The following is a 21,436-nucleotide window of genomic DNA, read 5'->3' as shown; positions in this document are numbered from 1 at the left end:
GTTGCCCGTACGGCGCGCCTTGCCAGGGAGAGATCAACTCCCTGTGGGAGGCGTCACGGACGTCATCAAGTCGTCGTTCCAGTCGCCGGTGACCGTGAAGTGGGCCGCGGCCCCGAGCTCGAACGCCTCGATGAGGTTGTGGTTCACGTAGGCGTAGATGCCGGGCTGCGCGAAGGTGTAGTAGGCAGCCCCCGCGGTGCCGCCCGGAATGAACCAGGTCTCCTGATCGACATCCGGCGGGGTGCGGAACTTGCCCGTCGGCCACACGTAGTCACCGTGGCCGCCGATGAGGTGCGGACGCGTGTCGCGGTTGGCCTGCGAATGCACGATCAGCACCCTTTCGCCGACGGCCGCCTTCAGCGCATGGTCGCCCGTGAGCGCGCCCACCGCGCCGTTGAACACGACGTGGCTCGGGGTCAGCTTGCGCATGACCTCTACCGTGTCCTCATAGGCCTCACCGGCAGTGGCGTATTTCTTGAAGTTACCCTTCTCATCACGCGGAACATAGAAGTCCTGCTCGCCGACGTAGTAGACGCGATCGTAGGGGAGATCCTTACCTTTGCCGTCTGTCAGTCCCTCCCGCGGCAACACCATGATGGCGCCATTCATGCCCGACGTGACGTGCCACGGCACCATGCCGGGAGGTGCGCAGTGGTAGACGAAGACGCCGGCCTTGGTCGCCTTGAAGCGCAGAACCGTCCTCTCGCCTGGGTTAATGAGAGTGAGCCCAGCGCCGCCCAGCGCACCAGTTGCCGAGTGGAAGTCGATATTGTGCGGCATAGTGTTGCTGGCGGGGTTGATCAGCGTCAGCTCGACGTAGTCACCCTGATGCACGACCATCAGCGGGCCCGGGACCGAGCCGTTGAAGGTCATGGCATGAACTTCCGTACCCTTGTCGTCGATGACGATCTTCTTTTCTTCGATCGTCATGGTAAACTCGACGATCTTCGGTCCGCCCTCCGCTTTCTGCGTGTGGGCGTGAACGAAGGGCGGTTTCACCAACTCGACCTTTACGCGCGGCAGCGACGCGATGTCGGCGGGCTTGACCTTCGTACCCGCTTCTTGCGCATGCGAGGACATCGCGCTGACGAGGGGCAGCAACGCCCCGGCAATGGCTGCGCCGGCAATAATGGCGCGGCGCGTCATCTTATTGATCCGCTCAGGCATCGGCCTTCTCTCCGTCTTCAACAGGACGGAGCGAGCGCCGCCTGGTCTATGAATGATAGGAGGGCTGGCCGCGCACTCTTTGCGGCGGAACAAAGAGAGGGGTCACGGCTATGCGGCAAATTGGCCGGACGCCTCAGCATCCGGCCCTGGCGCGGGTGTCTGGGGGTAGCCACCTTCGTACGTACCCGCGGAGCGGTGGGGCTGTAGTTCGATTCGGCAATCTGGCCTGAGCCGCTTGGCATATCCAGGTCGCGCGCTGACTGTCCGCCATCGCGACCATTTTGCGCACTGGTGAACCGTCCCGCGTTCTGTGAGTAGGCGTGAGCTGGCGGAAGGGGTGGGATTCGAACCCACGGTGGGCTTGCACCCACGCCGGTTTTCAAGACCGGTGCCTTAAACCACTCGGCCACCCTTCCGTGCCCGCCGGCAACGGGCAGCGGACCCTATAGGGGTCGGCCGCGCGCCTCAAGCGCTCCTCGCTTTTACCCAATCTCCAGGTGCAATGTTCCATCGGCCGTGAGGCGCCACTAGCCGGGGCCATCGCCCCCTCAGCTTGCCATCGGCAGCTTCACCAGGGCGGTGTGCTCCAGGGCCTTGCGCCGGCGGTCTTCGTTGAAGAAGCAGTAGCCGGCGCCGCCGGCGGCCTTTGACCAGTAGAGAGCCGTATCGGCGCGGCCAAGCACGGCTTCTCCCTCTTCGCTGCCCTCACTCGACACGGCAATACCGATGCTCGCGCCAATCTCGAGAATTCGGCCGTCCACCTCGTATGGTGCGCTCAGCGTGGCGACGATGCGCGCTGCCAGCTCCGCCGTCTCCACCGCCGGTTGGGCGGTAATCTGCAGGATTACGAACTCATCGCCGCCGAGGCGCGCGACGAGATCGGGCTCGCGGACGGTGCCGCGCAACCGGGCGGCGACCCCCCTGAGCAAGGCGTCGCCAACGAGATGGCCTAGCCGATCGTTGATGGGCTTGAAGCGATCGAGATCGATGAGCAGCACGGCTACCATCTCGCCGCGGCGACGCCGCTTCAACATTGCGTCGAGCTGCTGCAGGAGCTGGGCGCGATTGGCGAGGCCCGTCAGTATGTCATGCTGCGCCATGTAGGCGATCTTGGCGTCCTGCTCGATGCGCTCGGTGATATCTTCTTGCACGTCGACCCAGCCACCGCCGGCGATCGGCCCGACCCGCTTGGAGATCGTGCGTCCATCGTTGAGGCGCACCGTCTCCGTAAACGCAGTGCCAGAGCCGAGTTTCCGCTGATGCCGGGCGACGGAGAAGCACGCGCCGTCACGGCCCTCATGCAGTGCCAGGTTGGCGACGATTTCCGCAAAGCTGGCCCCGGCGCGCGTGAGGTCCTCGGACAGGCTGTAGAGCTTGCGGTAGGCCGGATTGCACATGATGAGCCGCTGCTGGCCGTCGAACATCGACAGGCCCACCGGCAGGTAGCGCAGAGCAGCCTCGAACAGTGAGTTCCGCGCCCGCAGAGTGGCCTCGCAGCGCATGTTGGCGCGTTGTACGACGGCAGCGGAAAACGCCGAAAGCAGAACGATGAAACTCACGAGCGCGATGGCCACGGCAAGGTGCGAGCGATTCATGCCGAAGCCTTGAAACGCAATGGTGGGATCTGGCTCGATCAGCACCGCGCTCATGGCGGTGAAGTGCAGCGCGCAGATGGCGAGTGCGAGCAGTCCGCCGGCACGCAGGATGGCGCGGTAACCGTCGCTGGCATGGAATGCCAGCAGCGCAGCCCCGGCAATGGCGCAGCCCAGGATCCAAGCTGCGGCCACCAGCGTCGTATCCCAGGCGATCGTCCCCGGGATCACCAAGGCGGCCATGCCGGCGAAATGCATCGTGCCGATGGCAAGCCCGATGAGAATTCCGCCCAGGCCGGCCCACAGGCGACTGCGGCCCGTCGACACGACAAAGCCCGCGGCCGCGACCGCGATTGCGATCAGGAGCGAGGCAATGGTGGCAACGGGCTCGTAGTGGGTCGGCAAGGCGCCCCTGTACGCCAGCATGGCGACGAAGTGCGTGGCCCAGATGCCCGATCCGGCGCTCACCCCGGTAAGGGCCGCCCACAACAGCATTCGGCGGCCACCGCAGGCGCCGGCGACGGAATACATCAAGAAGGAGGTGAGTGCCGTGGCCACGCACACCAGCACTGCGAGGCTGACGAGCCAGTGGTCGTGCTCAGTCCCTAGGCATGTGAGGACGCGGTACATCACATGGCGACCACCGGTGCCGATACAACGCAAATGATACGAGGAATTCCTGAAACAACTCTTTCACCATTAGTAGAGTCGCAGAGCCGACTTGGTTGATATCGAGCCGGCTGTACCAGCCGGCGTTCACGCACATCGCAATGCACCGCGTGGCCTCTGCGCTGGGCACCGCGGGCAAGGTTGGTCTTCGACCCAAGCTGGGCCTGGCCTTTACGCAATCTCAAGTGCGTTTTGCCATCCTCCAGCGCTGCGATCACCCTCGCCGCGCGCGATGCGCTGAGCCACGGGCCGCGACTACAGTCGTTCCGCAAGGTAACGGCCCCTTGAGTTGGCGTTTTGCGTGAGGCCATGACGATAGCGTTGTTGCGTACCGAGCCGCGTCATCCTGCGCCGCTTCCGCTCGCCCCAGTCTTGGCTGCACTCCTGACGGCCGGGCTGGCCGCCTGCTCGGGAGGCGGAGCCATAGATGCCGATCTTGGCGTCAGCGCCAGCCCACGCGTCGCCGCCGGGCGATCCATTCCCAAGGGCGGGGGCATCTACAAGGTCGGCCGGCCGTACCGCGTCGCTGGGCGCTGGTATCACCCGCGCGAGAACCCGAGCTACGATCGTGTCGGCACCGCCTCCTGGTACGGCGCCGCCTTTCATGGACGGCGCACCTCGAACGGTGAGGTCTACGACATGCACGCCCTGACGGCGGGGCATCCGACGCTGCCCATGCCGTCCTACGCCTACGTCACCAATCTGCATAACGGGCGCACGGTGCTGGTGCGCATCAACGACCGCGGACCCTACGCCAGGGACAGGCTCATCGACCTGTCGTATCGGACGGCGCACACGCTCGGGTTCCACAACCGCGGCCTCGCGCGTGTACGGATCCGCTACGCCGGACGTGCGCCGCTCAACGGCGACGACAGCGCCGAGCGCCGCTACCTCGCTGCACAGAGCTGGTACGGCGGGCGGGTCGCGGAGGGCCGCACGGCCTCGATCTCCACCGCTTCTATCGGCGCGGCGGGCGCCGGGGAGCAACGCCTGTCGCAATCACCGTCGCCCACCTGGTCGGTGATGCAGTACCGCCGCGGTGCGCAGATAGATAAGGTGCCTGCCGCCCTTGGTGCGTCCACCGCCGACACCTACCTGCGCGTTGGCCCCTTTGCCACGCGCTCCGAGACCGAGCGGCTTCGCCATCTTCTGGCGGGGCAGGACGCCACCACCATCGAAGTTGGCGGAACCCGTGACGATCCGGCTTACCGCGTGCGCCTCGGCCCCTATGATGACGTCGCGGCCGCTGCGGCCATGGCTCGAATCGCCGCCGCGGGATTTGACCCCGAGGCGAGCGCGCAGACTGTTAGGGGAGGGGATGCCCTCGATCGTTGACATGGGCCGCGCACTGACTTGATAGTCGTGGTGCGTCACGCCATTCCGTAAGGTGCAAAAGCGCAATGCTCTTTTTCCCCAGCCGGCGCGTTCGCGGCCATCTCCTGCTGCCCATGATGCTGCTCCTGGCGGCCTTCGCCGCGTCGGTGCCGCAATTGGCGCATGCGCAGGGCGGTGGTTTCACGACCCGCGCCAAGGCCGCCGTTCTGCTCGACGGTGACACTGGTGCCGTCCTCTATCAGCACAACGCCGACGAGCTGCTGCCGCCCGCCAGCCTCACCAAGCTGATGACGGCTGCCGTAGTCTTTCGCGCCCTCAAGGAGGGCCGCCTCAAGCTCACCGACGAATTCACGATGAGCGAGCACGCCTGGCGCACGGGCGGTGCACCCTCGCGCACCTCGGCCATGTTCGTGCCGATCAACATGGCAGCGACGATCGAGGATCTCCTGAAAGGATTGATCATCCAATCGGGGAACGATGCTGCGATCTGCCTCGCCGAGGGCCTCGGGGGGTCGGAGGCACAGTTCGCCAAGCGCATGACGGCCGAAGCGCGCAACATCGGCCTCACCAAGTCGACGTTCGCCAATCCGAGCGGGCTCCCCGATCCGGGGCAACTGATGACGGCACGCGAAATCGCCATCCTGGCGCGCCACATCATCAAGGACTACCCGGAATATTATCCGATCTTCTCGCAGCGCCTGTTCGAGTACCGCAAGCACAAGTTCTACAACCGCAATCCTCTGCTGACGCTCGACATTGGCGCCGACGGCCTGAAGACCGGGTTCGTCAAGGAGTCGGGCTACAATCTCGCCGGCTCCACCGTGCAGGGCGGCAAGCGGCTGATCGTCGTCGTCATGGGCCTGGCGACGGAGAACGAGCGCACGGCGGAGGCGAGAAAGCTGCTCGATTGGGGCTATCGCAGCTTTGCGCCGTTCAAGCTATTCGACGCCGGGGAGACCGTCGGCAGCGCCCGCGTGTGGGGCGGTAAGACGTTCTTTGTGCCGTTGACCGGCGACGGTCCGGTGACGGTCATCCTGCCGCGCGTGCCGGAGAACCCGCGCCTCAAGGCAGAGATCGTCTACAAGGGCCCGCTGAAGCCGCCGATCAAGAAGGGCGACAAGGTCGCCATCCTGCGCGTGACAAGCCAGACCAACTCCGTCAACGAGGTGCCGCTCTATGCGGCCGAGGACGTGGAGCCGGGCGGCCTGATGCGCCGCGGTCTCGATGCGCTCGCCCATCTTGCCCTGAGCTGGGTGCCGCTCTAGCTCGCCGCCGCGCGGCGTGTTACCGACGCACCACGGCTGTGGCGTTAGGACCGCATTATCGTGCTCGGCAAGTTCATTACATTCGAAGGCGGGGAGGGGTCGGGGAAGTCGACCCAGGCGCGGCTCCTGTCCGAGCAGCTGTGGCGCGTCGGTGTCCATTCCTTCATCACGCGCGAGCCGGGCGGCTCGCCGTTCGCCGAGGCGCTGCGCCAGGTCATTCTCGACCCCAACATGCCGCCCCATTCGGCCCTGTCGGAGGCCCTGCTGTTCTATGCGGCGCGCGCCGACCACCTCGACAACACGGTGCGGCCGGCGCTCAACGCTGGGCTGTGGGTGATCTGCGACCGCTTCATCGATTCAACGCGCGTCTACCAGGGCGTCGCCGGCGGCCTCCCGGGCGAGATCATCGACGCGTTGAACGACATGATCGTCAGCCCGACGTTTCCCGATCTCACCATCATCCTCGACGTTCCCGCCGAGCTGGGCCTCGGGCGCGCGCACAGCCGGCGGGTGGACAAAGTCAATCCCGACACCGAGGCGGATGCGTATGAGAAGCGCGACCTTGCCTTCCACTGGAAGCTGCGCGACGCCTTCCGCGACATCGCGCGCTCCGAGCCCGAGCGCTGCGTGCTCATCGATGCGGGACAAGACGAGCGTGCCGTCTTCGCCGCCGTGTGGAAGGCGGTGCAGACGCGTCTCTTTGCGCTGGCCCGCTAGTGTGATGACCGAGAAATTCGCCATCATTAGAAGCGAGGTCTCGAGCGAATTTCTCGATCTGAATCACACTAGCTACCATATGCTTTCAGTGCCCCTTATGATTCCGAAGGTCGCTCCAGGCCCCAGCAGCGAACTCCGGCGACCTTCGGAATCGGGACGCTGATGGCCCGCGCGCCCGTCACGGCTGAGATCGAGGAGCTGCCGGAGGCGGACCGCCTCGAAGGCTTTCCCCACCCGCGCGAGACCAAAGAGCTGTTCGGCCACGCCAGCGCCGAGCGCACGCTCGCCGAAGCGTTGGCCAGCGGGCGCATGCACCATGCCTGGCTGCTCACGGGGCCGCAGGGCGTCGGCAAGGCGACGCTGGCCTATCGCTTCGCGCGCGCGGCCCTCGCGACGCCGGAGGAGCGGCATCCTTCCGGGCAAAGCCTCGCCGTCGCGGAACTGACGAGCGCCAGCCGGCAGGTGCGGGCCCTTTCGCATCCGGGCCTGCTGCTCATCCGCCGTCCCTACGACGTCAAGGCCAAGCGGTTTGCCACCTCCATCCCCGTGGACGAGGTGCGCCGCCTGCGCTCGTTCCTCGCTCATCGTGCTGCCGGCGACGGCTGGCGCGTCGTCATCGTCGACGAGGCGAACGAGCTCAACGTCAATGCCGCCAATGCGCTTCTGAAGTCGCTCGAGGAGCCGCCGGGGCGTACCGTATTCCTGCTCGTGTCGTCGGCCCCCGGACAGCTCGTGCCGACGATCCGCTCGCGCTGCCGCGCGCTGGCCCTGCAGCCGCTCGACGATGAGGCCTTGCGCGCCGCCGCCATACAGGCGCTTGCCGCCGTCGCCGCGCCGCTTCCCGCCGCTGCCGACTGGGCGCCGCTCGAGCGCCTCGCTGCGGGCAGCGTCGGTCGCCTCCTCGGCCTGCTCGGATCCGGCGGCATCGAGCTGCAGGCGCGCATCATGCGGCTCATCGAGCTGTTGCCGCGCGTCGACTGGCGAGCCGTCCACACCCTTTCCGACGAGCTACAACCCATTGCCGCGCAGGCCCGCTTCGAGCTGTTTTTCGAGCTGTTGCTGGCCGCGCTGGCCCGCCTCATCCGCGCCGCGGCGACGGGCGAGGGCACCCCGGAGGAGCGCGCGCTGGCCGCCCGGCTGATCGGCGATAGCCGGCTTGCCTCGTTTGCCGCCCTGTGGGAAAGAGTAGCCCGCGAAAAGGCCGATACGCTTGCGCTCAACCTCGATCGCAAGAGCCTTATCCTGGAAATCGTCGCCGGCCTTGCCGCCGCCGCACAAGATCGAAAGCCCGCCTGAGAGATGCACGCGCAGCGCCGGCCCATGACCGCCTTCCCGCGCCCTGCCCGAATGTGAGGCGGGTAGCCTGGCTGCGCGCCGGCAAGCTGCATTTGCACAACAGCATCCCCATACCGAGGACCCATAGTCCATGAGCGGGCGCCCCAAGTTCTACATCACGACGGCGATCTCCTACCCCAACGGCCAGCCGCACATCGGCCACGCTTACGAGGCCATCGCCACCGACGCCATCGCGCGCTTCGAGCGCCTCGACGGCAAGGACGTCTATTTCCTCACCGGCACCGACGAGCACGGCCTGAAGATGAAGCAGACGGCCGCCAAAGAGGGGCTGACGCCGCGCGAGCTCGCCGACCGCAACGCCAAGCGCTTCCGCGAGATGGCGGGCCTGCTCGGCCTGTCGAACGACGACTTCATCCGCACCACCGAGCCGCGCCACTACCGCTCCTGCGAGGAGATCTGGCGCCGCATGGAGAAGGCGGGCGACATCTTCTTGCAGAAGTATGCCGGCTGGTACTCGGTGCGCGACGAGGCGTTCTACAATGAGAGCGAGACCACCCTCGGCGAGGACAAGATCCGCCGCGGCCCGCAGGGCACGCCGGTCGAATGGACCGAGGAGGAGACGTATTTCTTCCGCCTGTCCGCCTACCAGGACAAGCTGCTCGCGCACTATGACGCCAACCCCGACTTCATCCTGCCGCCTGAGCGGCGCAACGAGGTCGTGAGCTTCGTCAAAGGCGGCCTCGAGGACCTGTCGATCTCGCGCACGACGCTCGACTGGGGCATCCCCGTACCAGAGCGCAAGCGCGAGGAGGGCAAGAACTTGCCGCCGCATGTCATGTACGTGTGGGTCGACGCGCTGACCAACTACATCACCGGCGTCGGCTTTCCCGACGAGGATAGCGAGCTGTGGCACTACTGGCCGGCCGACGTGCACGTCATCGGCAAGGACATCCTGCGCTTCCACGCCGTCTACTGGCCGGCGTTCCTCATGTCGGCCGGCATCGAGCTGCCCAAGCGCGTGTTCAGCCACGGCTTCGTCTTGAGCAAGGGCGAGAAGATGTCGAAGTCGGTCGGCAACGTCGTCGATCCGTTCGATCTCGTGCACGCCTACGGCCTCGAGCAGGTGCGCTACTTCTTCCTGCGTGAGGTGAACTTCGGGCAGGACGGCAACTACAGCGCGGAGGCGATCGCCAACCGCATCAACGCCGATCTCGCCAACGACCTCGGCAACCTCGCCCAGCGCTCGCTGTCGATGATCAACAAGAACTGCGGCGCTCGCGTTCCCGAGCCGGGCGCGCTGACCGACGCCGACCGGGCGATCCTTGCCGCGGCGGACGCGCTCTACGGCAAGGCGCGCGAGGCGATGGACCGCCAGGCGATCACCAAGTACCTCGACGCCGTGTGGGCCGTGGTTGCCGACGCCAACCGCTATTTCGCGGGCCAGGAGCCGTGGGCGAAAAAGAAGACCGACCCCAAGCGGATGGAGACCGTCCTCTACGTGACGGCCGAGGTGGTGCGGCAGATCGCCATTCTCGCCGCACCCGTAACCCCGCACGCCGCCACAAGGCTGCTCGACCTCTTGGGCCAGCCCGAGGAAGCGCACACATTTAGGGCGCTAGGCGAGGGCGGACGCCTCAAGCCCGGCACCGTGCTTCCCGAGCCGTCCGGTGTCTTCCCGCGCTATGTGGCGCCCGAGGCGGAGCCGCCGCCGGAGAAGCCGGACAAGCCGAAGAAGGGTCCCAAGGGTAAAGCGTGATGCTCGTCGACCACCACTGCCACCTCGATTTCCCGCAGCTCGCCGCCGATCGCGAGGGTATCCTCGCACGCGCCAGGGCTGCGGGTGTCGGCGTCATGGTGACCATCTCGACACGCATCCGCCAATTGCCCACGTTGCTGGAGATCGCCGACGCGCATCCCAACATCTATTGCTCGGTCGGCACGCATCCCCACAACGCCGACGAGGAGCGCGGCATTGCGGCGGACGAGATCGTGCGCCTGTCGCAGCACCCAAAGGTGGTGGCCATCGGCGAAGCGGGGCTCGACTATTTCTACAAGAAGTCTTCGCCCGAAGCGCAGGCCGAGGGCTTCCGCACCCACATCGAGGCGGCGCGCCTCACCGGCCTGCCGCTCGAGATCCACACCCGCGATGCCGACGAGGACACGATCGCCATCCTCGAGGACGAGCACGCCAAGGGCGCCTTCCCAGCCATCCTGCACTGCTACACGGGCGGGCCAAAGCTCGCGCAACGCGCCGTCGAGCTCGGGCTCTATGTCTCCTTCACCGGCGTCGTCACCTTCAAGAAATCCGAGGCGCTGCGCGATATCGCCAAAGCCGTGCCGCTCGACCGGCTGCTGGTGGAGACCGACGCGCCGTACCTCGCACCCGAGCCCTACCGCGGCAAGACCAACGAGCCGTCGTTCGTTGCCCATACGGCGGCGGCCTTGGCCAGGGTCAAGGGCGTGTCGGAGGACGAGATCGCCAAGGCGACGACCGACAACTTCTTCCGCCTGTTCCGCAAGGTGCAGCGTCCGGCGCAGCACAGCACCGCCGCCGCATGAACTACCGCGCCACGATCTTGGGCTGCGGCTCATCGGGCGGCGTGCCGCGCATCGGCTCCATGTGGGGAGCGTGCGATCCCACCAACCCCAAGAACCGCCGCTCGCGCTGCAGCGCACTGATCGAGCGTCTAGGCAAGCCGCGCCACACGACAGTGCTGATCGATACGGCCCCGGACCTGCGCGAGCAGCTCTTGAGCGTGCGCTGCGAGACGCTCGATGCCGTGCTCTACACGCACGACCATGCCGATCACACGCACGGCATCGACGATTTGCGCATGGTCGCCTACGCCATGAAGAAGCGCATCGACGTGTGGGTCGACGAGCCGACGCGGCAAAGCCTGACCGAGCGCTTCGGCTACTGCTTCGAGAAGCCGATTGGCTCCGCTTATCCGCCGATCCTCACGCCGCATCCGATCGATCCGCCGGCGCCGATCCGCGTCGAGGGACCGTCAGGCGCCATCGAGGTCGTTCCCATTCCGCAGCTGCACGGCGACATCGGCACGCTCGGCTACCGCATCGGCGGCCTCGCCTATTCGCCCGACGTGAGCGACATCCCCATCGCCTCGGTGCCGCTGTTGCAGAACCTCGATGTGTGGATCGTCGATGCGCTGCGTTACACCGCGCACCCCAGCCACTTCAGCGTCAAGCAGGCGCTCGAGTGGATCAAGCGGCTCAAGCCGAAACGCGCCATCCTCACGCACATGACCACCGACCTCGATTACGAGGCGCTACGGCGCGAGCTGCCCGAAGGCGTCGAGCCGGCCTACGACGGCATGGTCATCAAGTTCGATTGATCCCACTCCTGTCATCCCGGGCGAGCGAGTGAAACGAGCGATGACCCGGAACCCAGCGCGAGAATCGTCGAAGACACTCTATGGTCACGTTCGGTGAAATTTCTCCTGGGTCGCGGCTCGCGCTCGGCTAAGGCGCCTCACTTGATCGAGATGACAGAGCGAGCGCTCAAGCGTCGGTGGAGGCGTGGTGCTTCTTCCACTCGGCGAAGTTGACGATGCGCCCCGAGAAGTCGCAACTGGGCGAGACGAGCTCCAGAAACAGCGGCACCAGCTCCTCCGGAGCGGGCAGCCTCTTGGGGTCCTCGCCGGGAAACGCCTTGGCGCGCATCGCGGTGCGGGTGGGGCCCGGGTTGACGAGATTGACGCGCACGTTGGTATCCTCCAACTCGTGCGCGTACGTCTTGACCAGCGCCTCGAGCCCCGCTTTGGACACCGCGTACGGGCCCCAATAGGCGTGCTTGCCGCTCGCCGCACCGGAGGTGACGAACACCGCGCGTCCCGCGTCCGAGCGCTTCAAGAGCGGATCGAGCGTGCGGATCAGGCGCCAGTTGGCCGACAGGTTGACTTCGATCACCTGGTTCCACGCATCCTCGGTCACATGGTGCAGGGGTGACAGCGGCCCGAGGATGCCGGCATTGCCCACGAATATGTCGAGCTTGCCCCAGCGCTGATACAGCGTCGGCCCGACTTGATCGATCTTGTCGCCTTTGGAGACGTCGAGCTGCAGCAGCGTCGCCTTGCCGCCCCCGGCGCGGATCTCGTCGTCGAGCTCCTCCAGAGCGCCAATGGTGCGCGCGGCGACGACGACGTGAGCACCGGCGTGTGCGAGACCGAGAGCCACCGCGCGCCCGATGCCGCGCGAGGCTCCAGTGACGAGGGCCAGCCGGTCCTTGAGCGGTTTTTTTTGCTTCATGACCTGTATCGCCGGACGCTAAAGCGCCCGCCCAGACAGCTAACGGTCATTGGGCGGGCGAGGCAACCCCTTCGAGGCTCCAGGCCGAGCCTAGCCGACCTCGGCCAGCAGCGACAGCTGCCGCGGCATCGCCTGTCCACTCTGGTCGGTGAGCGGTGTCGGATACTCGCCGGTAAAGCAGTGGTCGGTGAACTGCGGGCTGCGCGCGTCGCGGTGGTCGTGCCCGACGGCGCGATAGATGCCGTCGACGGAAAGGAAGGCGAGGCTATCGGCGCCGAGGAACTGGCGCATGCCCTCGAGGTCTTTGTTGGCCGCCAGGAGGTCGACCTTGTCGGGCGTGTCGATGCCGTAATAGTCGGGGTGCGTGATGGGCGGGGAGGCGATGCGCATGTGCACCTCCTTGGCTCCCGCCTCGTACATCAGCTGCACGATCTTTTTCGACGTGGTGCCGCGCACCACGCTGTCGTCGACCAGGACGATGCGCTTGCCGCGGATGACGCTGGCGTTGGCCGAGTGCTTGAGCTTGACGCCGAGCGCGCGGATCTGCTGCTCGGGCTCGATGAAGGTGCGCCCTACGTAGTGGTTGCGGATGATGCCGAGCTCGAACGGCACTCCGGCCTCCTGCGCAAAGCCGATGGCGGCAGGCACCCCTGAGTCGGGGATCGGCACGATGACGTCGACATCGGCGGGCGCTTCGTGCGCCAGCTGCACGCCCATCTGCTTGCGGATGTCGTAGACAGTGCGTCCGCCGATGACGCTGTCGGGCCGGGCGAAATAAATGTACTCGAAGATGCATGGGCGCGCCGGGCGCATAGGGAACGGCCGGTGGCTTTCGATGCCGTCCTCGGTGATGACGACCACCTCGCCGTTGTCGACCTCGCGCAGGAACTCGGCGCCGACCATGTCGAGGGCGCACGTCTCGGAGGCCAGCACGTAGGCCGAGCCGAGCCGCCCGAGGACCAGCGGCCGGATGCCGATAGGATCGCGGGCGCCGATCAGCATCTCATTGGTTAGACCGACGAGCGCGTAGGCGCCCTCGATCTCGCGGATCGCCTCGACGAAGCGCTCGACGATACGCCGCTTCTTGGAGCGGGAGAGCAGATGCAGGATGACCTCGGTATCGGAGGTCGACTGGCAGATGGCGCCGGTGGAGATCAACTCTTGGCGCAGCGTCAAAGCATTGGTGAGGTTGCCGTTGTGGGCGACGGCGAAGCCGCCGGTGTCGATGTCGGCGAACAGCGGCTGCACGTTGCGCAGCACCGCGTCGCCGCAGGTCGAATAGCGATTGTGGCCGATGGCGATGTGGCCCTGCAGCCGCTCGATGACGGAGGCGCGGGAGAAGTTGTCGCCGACGAGGCCCATGCGGCGCTCGGAGTGGAACTGCTTGCCGTCATAAGCGACGATGCCGCAGGCTTCCTGGCCGCGATGCTGGAGGGCGTGCAGGCCGAGGGCGGTGATGGCGGCGGCGTCGGGGTGCCCAAAAACACCGAAGACCCCGCATTCCTCGCGGAGTCTGTCGTCGCCGTAGCGCAGATATCCTGGCCCCCGAAGCTTCTGATCATGAAGCCGGGGGGCTTCTTCGAGCTCTTGAGTCATCGCCACCTCCCGCTGGTGTCGTGCCGCTGCCCGATACGATGAACGCGCGTTAACGATGGCGATGCCGCTGGATCAGCTGGCGCGCACCTGCCACGTGACAGAAATATGATATCTCATCGGCGCTTCAAGCGCTAATTCGTCGCTCCGAGGGTTTTCCAGTGCGCCCTGCTGTTGCGGCTGCGCGGGCTGCTCCTCCTGCGGTTGCTCGCCGGGCGGCGCCGTCAGTGAGGACGGCATGTAGGCCTCCAGCATGTAGCGGATCGAATCGCCGGTGCCCTTGATGTAGGGGAGCGTCTTGGCCTCGCGCACCCAGGGCAAATGCGTGTTGGGGTCAGGGAAGAAGGCCTCATAGAACATGTAGGGGATCACGATCAGCACGAAGCCGCGCACGACGCCGAACAGGAAGCCCAATATCCGGTCGATCATACCCACGCGGCTGTCGAGTATGGCATCCGACAGCCGCGCGGTGATCAGGTGCACCACGATGAGCACGATAAGAAAGATCACGGCGCCGACGACGATCTGCGCCACGGCAACTTGGGTGCCCATCTGCGCCGCCATGTCCTGCGCAAACGGCTTGTGGAAGATGACGAAGTAGAGCACGGCTGCGGCCGCAACCGCCCACGACACGATCGACAGCATCTCGCGCGCGAACCCGCGGTACATGGCGAGCAGACCGGAGATGAAGCACACCGCGAGCACTGCGGCGTCGAGGTATGTGATCGGGCCCAGCATGGTTTAGAATGCTCCGTTACTCGGCATGTTCGGAAAGCCCCCTGCGCTGCCTGTCAGTCGCATGACGGCGGTTCATCGGCAAGCTCCCTCAAGTGCGCAATGCGGGCCGTCTGCAGCTTCAAACCGGCCGTGTCGAGCTCGCCCTGGGCAGGTAATACGGCCTGGCGAAACCCCAGTTTCTGCGCTTCTTTCAAGCGCGGGTTCATCAATGGCGTGGCGTTGATGGCGCCTGAGAGCGACACCTCGCCGAAGTGCACCCTGTGTCGCGGAATGGCCACACCGGAAAGCGATGAGATGAGCGCCGCGGCGGCAGCGAGATCGGCCGCCGGCTCGACGATCCTGAGGCCGCCGGCGACGTTGAGGTAGACGTCCTGGCCGGCAAACGACAAGCCGGCCCGCGCCTCCAGCACTGCAAGCAGCATCGACAGCCGACCCGCGTCCCAGCCGACGGCGGCACGCCGTGGCGTGCCGAGCGAGGAGGGGGCGACGAGCGCCTGGATCTCGACCAGCAGCGGCCGCGTGCCTTCGATGCCGGCGAATACGGCGGCGCCGGGACTCGATGTCTCGCGGTCGCCGAGGAATAGCTCGGATGGATTGGCGACCTCGCGCAGCCCTTCCGAAACCATCTCGAACACGCCGATCTCGTCGGTGGCGCCGAAGCGGTTCTTCACCGCGCGCAGGATGCGGTAGGTATGGCCGCGGTCCCCTTCGAAATACAACACGGTGTCGACCATGTGCTCGATCACCTTCGGGCCGGCGATCTGGCCATCCTTGGTGACGTGGCCGACGAGGAGCAGGGCGCTGCCCGCGCTCTTGGCGTGGCGGATGAGCGCCTGCGCCGCTGCTCGCACTTGGCTGACCGTGCCGGGCGCGGCCTCGATCGCCTCGGCCCATAGCGTCTGGATGGAATCGACGACGATGAGATCGGGCGGCGGTCCGGCCTCGAGGGTGGCGAGAATGTGGGCGAGAGACGTCTCGCAGGCGAGCGCCACCGGCGCATCCGAGAGGCCGAGGCGCTCGGCGCGCAGCCGCACTTGCGCCGCCGCTTCCTCGCCGGAGAAGTAGACGGCGCGCCGCCCCGACCGCGCCAGCGTCGCAGCCAGCTGCAACAGCAGCGTCGATTTGCCGATACCCGGCTCGCCGCCGATGAGCAGCGCCGATCCCGGCACGATGCCGCCGCCGGTGACGCGATCCAATTCGCCGATGCCGGTCGAGAAGCGCGGTGCCTCCTGCTTGCTCCCTTTGAGCCCCTCGAGAACGATGACGCGTCCCGAGCCGCGGCGAGAGAGCCCCGTCCCCGGCGGCCCGATCGCATCCGTCTCCTCGGTCAGCGTGTTCCATTCCCCGCACGCCGGGCACTTGCCCTGCCAGCGGGGCGACACCGCTCCGCAGTTCTGACAGACAAAGGTGGTCTTGCTGGGCTTGGCCATCGCTAGTGTCCTGATCGCGAAATTCGTCTCAGTGTGCGGCGAGATCGGAACGAATTTCGCGATCATCACACTAGTCAGTCACCGATATCGACGTAGTGGCGGTAGAAGCGCGTGCCGAGCCGCGTCAGTACCTCGTATCCGATCGTGCGCGCGCTGAGGCCCACGGCTTCGAGCGGCAGATCGGGGCCGATGAGATCGACGAAGTCGCCGCGCGCCGGCGCCGGATCGCCGACATCGGTGACGTCCACGGTGATGAGGTCCATCGACACGCGGCCGACGATCGGTGCCAGCTTGCCGCGCACGGCGACGGCGCCGCCCGGCGTCTCGTTGCTGGCGCTGGCGTGACGAAAGACGCCGTCGGCATAGCCGGCAGCGACGGTGGCGATGCGCCGGGGCGAGGCGGCGCGGTAGGTGGCCGAATAGCCAATGCGGCCACCGGCAGGCACCTCGTGCACCTGCAGGATGCGCGCCGAGACGCGCACCACGGGTTCGACCGGTGTCACGCGCTGCGGGCTCGCCTGGCCGCCGTAGAGCGCATAGCCGGGCCGCACGAGATCGAAGTGAAACTCCTTGCCGAGCATCAGCCCATCGGAGGCGGCGAGGCTGGCGCGCGCTTTCGGCAGCTTGCTCCGCATACGCTTGAAAGCGTCTAGCTGCTCGCGATTCATCGGATGCTGCGCCTCGTCAGCGCAGGCGAGGTGGCTCATGATGAGAGCGATATCGAGCCGGCGCATCAGCTCGGCATCGCTGATGAGCGCGGCGAACTCGTCCTCGCTCAGGCCGAGGCGATTGAGGCCGGTATCGACATGCAGCGCCGCCGGTGGCGCGGGAGAGTCAGGGGGCGCCAGCGCCGCCCACGCGCGCGCCTCCTCGATGCTCGCCATCACCGGCCGCGCGCCGATGCCGGCCAGCTCGCGCGCCGCGCCGGGCAGGATCCCGTCCAGCACGTACACCGTCGCGCCGGGAGCGTACGCCAGCGCCGCCTTGGCCTCGGCCAGCGTGGCGACAAAGAGGTTGCGGCAGCCGGCGTGATACAAAGCCGGGATGACGCGCGCCGCGCCCAAGCCGTACGCATCCGCCTTGACGACGGCGCCGCAGCCGGCCGGCGCGACGCGCTTGGCGAGCGCGCGCCAGTTGGCGCGGATCTGCGACAGGTCGATGGTGACGACGCCGGTGGCCCCCGGCGGAATCGGCGGGGCCTGCGCCCACTCGATGACGCGTCGCGGCGCCTCGCGCTGCGGGTTGTCGATGGTCGGGGTTGTGCGCGCGTTCCTGTCCGACAAGGGATGCTTCCCAGGGCCTCGATGAGGACCCTTTCTAGCGCCGAATCGGGCCGCAAACGAGGCGTGTATCCGCCCCCCGCGCCTGTCATCCCGGAAGCCGAGCGTCATGGGGGAGCCATGCTTCGCATGGACGCGGGGCTATCCGGGACCCAGCACAAGAATCGTCGTAGCCCAATTTGGACGCCTGCGGCGTCACCTATCCTGGGTCCCGGATCTCGCTTCGGCTTGCGCCTTCGCTCGCCCGGGATGACAGTAGCGCGAGAGTTAGCGGTCGAAGCTCGGAACCTGATAGTCGCGGGCGAGGTTGCCGAAGCGCGTGAACTGGCTCTCGAACGACAGCGGCACCATGCCGACGGGACCATGGCGCTGCTTGCCGATGATCACCTCGGCCCTGCCCGACACGGACATCATCTTCTGCTGCCATTCGACGAACTCGGCCGTGCCCTCCGATGGCTTCAGGCGCTCGACGTAATACTCCTCGCGGAACACGAACATGACGACGTCGGCGTCCTGCTCGATCGAGCCCGACTCGCGCAGGTCGGAGAGCTGCGGGCGCTTGTCGTCGCGCTGCTCGACCTGACGCGACAGCTGCGACAGCGCCAGGATCGGCACGGCGAGCTCCTTGGCCAACGCCTTCAGTCCGGTGGTGATCTCGGTGATCTCCTGCACGCGGTTGTCGCCGCGCTTCGATGAGCCCGACAGCAGCTGCAGGTAGTCGATGACCAGGAGGCCGAGGTTCTTCTGCCGCTTCAGCTTGCGGGCGCGCGCGGCGAGCTGGGCGATGGTGAGGCCGCCGGTCTGATCGATATAGAGCGGGATGCGGCCCATCTCCTGCGAGACGTCGACGAGCTTGCGGAACTCGCTCTCGGTGATCATGCCGCGGCGGATCTTTTCCGAGGCGATCTCCGCCTGCTCGGAAAGAATGCGCGTTGCCAGCTGCTCGGCCGACATTTCCAGCGAGAAAAAGCCGACCACGGCGCCGTCGACAGTCTTCTCGGATCCGTCCGGCTGCGTCTCGCTCTTGTAGGCCTTGGCGATGTTGTAGGCGATGTTGGTGGCGAGCGCCGTCTTCCCCATCGACGGACGGCCGGCGAGGATGATGAGGTCGGACGGCTGCAGGCCGCCCATCTTGCTATCGAGGTCGATCAGGCCGGAGGCGAGGCCCGACAGGTGGCCCTCGCGCGCGAATGCGGCGTTCGCCATCTCGATGGCGTGCGTCAGCGCCGTGCCGAAGTTGACGAACCCGGAGCCGTACTTGCGCTGCTCGGCGAGATCGTAGAGGCGCGTTTCCGATTCCTCGATCTGCTTCTGCGGCGGCAGATCGACCGGGCTGTCGTAAGCGTTGTTGACCATGTCCTCGCCGATGATGATCAGCGCCCGGCGGGTGGCGAGGTCGTAGACGGTGCGGCCGTAGTCCTCGGCGTTGATGATGGTCGTGGCGTTGGCGGCCAGCGTGCCGAGGTACTGCGGCACCGTCAGCGTGGGCGAGATCGGCTCCGCCGTCTCGAAAAAGGTGCGCAGCGTGATCGGCGTCGCCTGCTTGCCGGCGTGGATCAGCTTCCCAGCCGTCTCGTAGATCTGCTGGTGCAGCGGATCGTAGAAATGGTGCGGATCGAGGAACGCGGAGACGCGGTCCATCGCCTCGTTGTTGACGAGGATGGCGCCGAGCAGCGCCTGCTCGGCCTCCAGGTTGTGCGGCGCCTGACGGAAGGGGAGGGCCTCGTCGGCCGCGGCGGCGGCGAGACGGTCGGCGACTTGGAGAGCGTTTTTTGCCATGGGTCGACGGTATCCGATTCAATCGGCTCGCCGTCGAGCGCCCGGAGGGCCCCGTCCCCGTTATGCACACGGGGACGGGATTTTGCTTTGCAGGGGGCGAATCGCCAGTGCGGTGATCGATTCGCGATCAGGACACTAGTGGCTACTCGGCTTTCGGCTGCTCCTCGCCTTCCGCCGGGGCGGCGCCTTCCTCGAACATCTCGGGATTGAACGTCTCGAGCTCGATCTTCTCTTCCTTGATCATGGTCACGTCCTCGCCGCGCGACTGGCGCTCGGCCTCGTCCTCGGAGCGGGCGACGTTCAATGTCACCGACACGATGACCTCCGGGTGCAGCGCCACGCGCACCTGGTGCAGGCCGAGCGTCTTGATCGGCCGCTCGAGGATGACCTGGCGCCGGTCGATGGTGAAGCCGCCGGCCGTCACCACCTCGGCGATGTCGCGCGTGGCGACGGAGCCGTAGAGCTGGCCGGTGTCGCCGGCCGAGCGGATGGCGACGAACACCTTGCCGTCGAGCTTCTCGGCCACGGCCTCGGCTTCCTTCTTCAGCTCGAGGTTATTGGCTTCGAGCTGCGCGCGCTGGGATTCGAAGTGCTTGCGGTTCTCCTCCGTGGCGCGCAGTGCCTTCTTCTGCGGCAAAAGGAAGTTGCGCGCGTATCCGTCCTTGACGTTGACAACATCGCCCATCTGACCGAGGCGGCCGATGCGCTGGAGCAGAATGACCTGCATTTTCAAAACTCCTTCTCTCTAATGCGGGGTTGGGTTGAGCCGGCGATCAACTCGTCGGCGGTTGGTTGGGGGGTGGTGAGATCTTGCGCATCGGCCACACCGCTTCCGCGAGCCCGAGCAGCGCGATGGCCAGCGAGGCGATCGTGTTCATGATGAACAGCGAGGCATAGAGCCCCCATAGCGCGAACGGGCGCCACGGGCGTCCGCGCGTTACGTAGTGCACGACGGCGAGGCCGAGCAGCACATAGGCAAAAAACAATGGCCCCGCGAAGCCAGCCGCGATCATGCCGGGCACCCCGGCGAGGAAACCGGCGCCGGTGGCCACGGCGAGCAACAGCGGTGTCGCCGGCGGGTAGACGATGGCGGCCAGGTCCGGCCACGGGCGCTGCAGGCGTCCCGACGCCAGCGTGATGCGCCCGGCAAGCCAGAAATTGAACAGCAGGCTGCCCATGGTGGAGATGCCGGAGGCGGCGGGCAGCAGCGCCAGCGCGATTGCCGTCGCCTCGTCGATCTCCGCCGGCCCGAGGGTCGGCGCATCGGGCATCTTCGGCAGCTCGGTGTTGACGAACGACTGCAGCATGTCGCGCAGCGCCGTGCGCAGCGCGTCGATGTCGCCGCCGAGCAGGAACAGGGTGAGGGTTGCGAAGGCGCCGGCGAGCAGCGCGGCGGCGACGACCAGGCGGCCGGTGGGGTACCACTCGACGGCGCCATCGGTGATCTGCCGGTTGAGCGAGGCGAGGTAGGTGAGCAGGATCACCGGGACCGCCTGGCTGGCGGCGAAGACGAGCGCGCCCAGCGGGCTGCCGGCGAGGAGTACGAGCAGCGCGCCGGCGACCCCGGCCACGGCGGCGGCAAGCGGGCCGAGGCCGAGCCCGGCGAGAAACAGCGCGAGCGGCGTCAACAGGAACAGGGCCATGCGCATCAGCAGCGGGCCCGTGGCCGCCGAGGCGAACACGACCGCCGAGATGAGCCCGGCCCCCAATGCAATGATGAGACGATACGGCATCAAAGCAGCTGTCCCGCGGTTATCGCGGTTAGAGACGCGCGAGGATCCGCGCGGCCCAACCTCGTGCCGGCCATTGTGGACGGCACTTACGTGGTGGGCGGTGTCAGACCGGAGGGTCAGACACCGCGTGTTGTCCTACTTCAGCACGTACGGCAGCAGCCCGAGGAAGCGCGAGCGCTTGATGGCGCGCGCCAACTCCCGCTGCTTCTTGGCGGATACCGCGGTGATGCGGCTCGGCACGATCTTGCCGCGCTCGGAGACGTAGCGGCCCAAGAGGCGCACGTCCTTGTAATCGATCTTCGGCGCATGCTGGCCGGAGAACGGGCAGGTCTTGCGCCGGCGATGGAAAGGACGACGGCCGCCGCCGCCCGGGGTTGCGATCTCAGCCATACTTTATTCCTCCGAGCCGGAGCCAGACGTGCCGCCTTCGCGCGGCGGGCGGGGAGCGCGGTCGCCCTCGCGCGGGGGACGGTCGCCGTCACGCGGCGGGCGCGGGCGGAAGGTCGAGCCTTCACGATCACCGCCGCGGTAACCACCGCCGCCGCCGCGATCACGGTCGCCGCCGCGGAAACCACC

18 protein-coding genes, 1 tRNA gene and 1 pseudogene are annotated in these 21,436 nt (G+C 66.8%); 7 read left to right on the top strand and 13 right to left on the bottom strand.

The annotated features are described in order from the left end of the window. Positions 1–33: 33 nt before the first annotated feature. The 3 genes from nirK to F9K20_RS04680 form a co-directional block, all read right to left on the bottom strand. Entirely contained in the window at positions 34–1,167 is a 1,134-nt protein-coding gene (nirK, locus tag F9K20_RS04690) for a copper-containing nitrite reductase (RefSeq protein WP_290997899.1), read from the bottom strand. Positions 1,168–1,493: 326 nt separating this feature from the next. Continuing rightward, positions 1,494–1,583: transfer RNA gene (locus F9K20_RS04685), tRNA-Ser, on the bottom strand. Between the two features lie 132 nt (positions 1,584–1,715). Beyond that, complete coding sequence (locus F9K20_RS04680) at positions 1,716–3,389, bottom strand: diguanylate cyclase (protein ID WP_290998459.1); 1,674 nt, start codon at positions 3,387–3,389, stop codon at positions 1,716–1,718. 348 nt (positions 3,390–3,737) lie between these two features. Here F9K20_RS04680 and F9K20_RS04675 point away from each other — a divergent pair, with 348 nt between their 5' ends. From F9K20_RS04675 to F9K20_RS04645, 7 genes are all read left to right on the top strand, one after another. Beyond that, positions 3,738–4,763: a septal ring lytic transglycosylase RlpA family protein gene (locus F9K20_RS04675; RefSeq protein ID WP_290997897.1), complete on the top strand. Its 1,026-nt coding sequence runs from the start codon at positions 3,738–3,740 to the stop codon at positions 4,761–4,763. Between the two features lie 65 nt (positions 4,764–4,828). Further along, the gene (locus F9K20_RS04670; RefSeq protein ID WP_290997894.1) at positions 4,829–6,028 is read left to right on the top strand and encodes a D-alanyl-D-alanine carboxypeptidase family protein; all 1,200 of its coding nucleotides are present in this window, start codon (positions 4,829–4,831) and stop codon (positions 6,026–6,028) included. A 60-nt stretch (positions 6,029–6,088) separates the two neighbouring features. Beyond that, entirely contained in the window at positions 6,089–6,745 is a 657-nt protein-coding gene (tmk, locus tag F9K20_RS04665) for a dTMP kinase (protein ID WP_290997892.1), read from the top strand. A 162-nt stretch (positions 6,746–6,907) separates the two neighbouring features. Beyond that, the gene (locus tag F9K20_RS04660) at positions 6,908–8,041 is read left to right on the top strand and encodes a DNA polymerase III subunit delta' (protein WP_290997889.1); all 1,134 of its coding nucleotides are present in this window, start codon (positions 6,908–6,910) and stop codon (positions 8,039–8,041) included. A gap of 130 nt (positions 8,042–8,171) precedes the next feature. Further along, complete coding sequence (gene metG / locus F9K20_RS04655) at positions 8,172–9,797, top strand: methionine--tRNA ligase (RefSeq protein WP_290997886.1); 1,626 nt, start codon at positions 8,172–8,174, stop codon at positions 9,795–9,797. Continuing rightward, a complete protein-coding gene (locus F9K20_RS04650) occupies positions 9,797–10,600 on the top strand; it encodes a TatD family hydrolase (RefSeq protein ID WP_290997883.1) in 804 nt (267 codons plus the stop codon). The genes metG and F9K20_RS04650 overlap by 1 nt, the downstream gene beginning before the upstream one ends. After that, the gene (locus F9K20_RS04645) at positions 10,597–11,394 is read left to right on the top strand and encodes an MBL fold metallo-hydrolase (RefSeq protein ID WP_290997881.1); all 798 of its coding nucleotides are present in this window, start codon (positions 10,597–10,599) and stop codon (positions 11,392–11,394) included. The genes F9K20_RS04650 and F9K20_RS04645 overlap by 4 nt, the downstream gene beginning before the upstream one ends. A gap of 166 nt (positions 11,395–11,560) precedes the next feature. Here F9K20_RS04645 and F9K20_RS04640 read toward each other — a convergent pair whose 3' ends face one another. The 10 genes and pseudogenes from F9K20_RS04640 to F9K20_RS04595 all read right to left on the bottom strand — a co-directional run. Beyond that, positions 11,561–12,307: an SDR family NAD(P)-dependent oxidoreductase gene (locus tag F9K20_RS04640; RefSeq protein WP_290997878.1), complete on the bottom strand. Its 747-nt coding sequence runs from the start codon at positions 12,305–12,307 to the stop codon at positions 11,561–11,563. A gap of 90 nt (positions 12,308–12,397) precedes the next feature. Next, positions 12,398–13,903, bottom strand: a complete 1,506-nt coding sequence (gene purF / locus F9K20_RS04635) for an amidophosphoribosyltransferase (RefSeq protein ID WP_290997875.1) — start codon at positions 13,901–13,903, stop codon at positions 12,398–12,400. Positions 13,904–13,975: 72 nt separating this feature from the next. Further along, entirely contained in the window at positions 13,976–14,638 is a 663-nt protein-coding gene (locus tag F9K20_RS04630; protein WP_290997872.1) for a CvpA family protein, read from the bottom strand. A gap of 53 nt (positions 14,639–14,691) precedes the next feature. After that, a complete protein-coding gene (gene radA / locus F9K20_RS04625) occupies positions 14,692–16,068 on the bottom strand; it encodes a DNA repair protein RadA (protein WP_290997869.1) in 1,377 nt (458 codons plus the stop codon). Positions 16,069–16,142: 74 nt separating this feature from the next. Then, the gene (gene alr, locus F9K20_RS04620; protein ID WP_290997866.1) at positions 16,143–17,351 is read right to left on the bottom strand and encodes an alanine racemase; all 1,209 of its coding nucleotides are present in this window, start codon (positions 17,349–17,351) and stop codon (positions 16,143–16,145) included. A 264-nt stretch (positions 17,352–17,615) separates the two neighbouring features. Then, positions 17,616–19,127: a replicative DNA helicase gene (locus tag F9K20_RS04615; protein WP_290997862.1), complete on the bottom strand. Its 1,512-nt coding sequence runs from the start codon at positions 19,125–19,127 to the stop codon at positions 17,616–17,618. Positions 19,128–19,269: 142 nt separating this feature from the next. Next, the gene (gene rplI, locus F9K20_RS04610) at positions 19,270–19,854 is read right to left on the bottom strand and encodes a 50S ribosomal protein L9 (protein ID WP_290997859.1); all 585 of its coding nucleotides are present in this window, start codon (positions 19,852–19,854) and stop codon (positions 19,270–19,272) included. Positions 19,855–19,900: 46 nt separating this feature from the next. After that, positions 19,901–20,860 carry a DUF2232 domain-containing protein gene (locus tag F9K20_RS04605; protein ID WP_290997856.1) on the bottom strand — a complete coding sequence of 320 codons (960 nt, stop codon included), beginning with the start codon at positions 20,858–20,860 and terminating at the stop codon, positions 19,901–19,903. Between the two features lie 135 nt (positions 20,861–20,995). After that, positions 20,996–21,250: a 30S ribosomal protein S18 gene (gene rpsR, locus F9K20_RS04600; protein ID WP_290997854.1), complete on the bottom strand. Its 255-nt coding sequence runs from the start codon at positions 21,248–21,250 to the stop codon at positions 20,996–20,998. Positions 21,251–21,253: 3 nt separating this feature from the next. After that, positions 21,254–21,436 (bottom strand): annotated as a pseudogene (locus F9K20_RS04595) (30S ribosomal protein S6); the annotation flags it as partial.

Origin of the sequence: Hyphomicrobium sp. (genome assembly GCF_009026145.1) — a bacterium.
GTDB lineage: Bacteria > Pseudomonadota > Alphaproteobacteria > Rhizobiales > Hyphomicrobiaceae > Hyphomicrobium_A.
The sequence above is the reverse complement of the archived record's forward strand: the minus strand, read 5'-3'. Positions and strand labels throughout refer to the sequence as shown.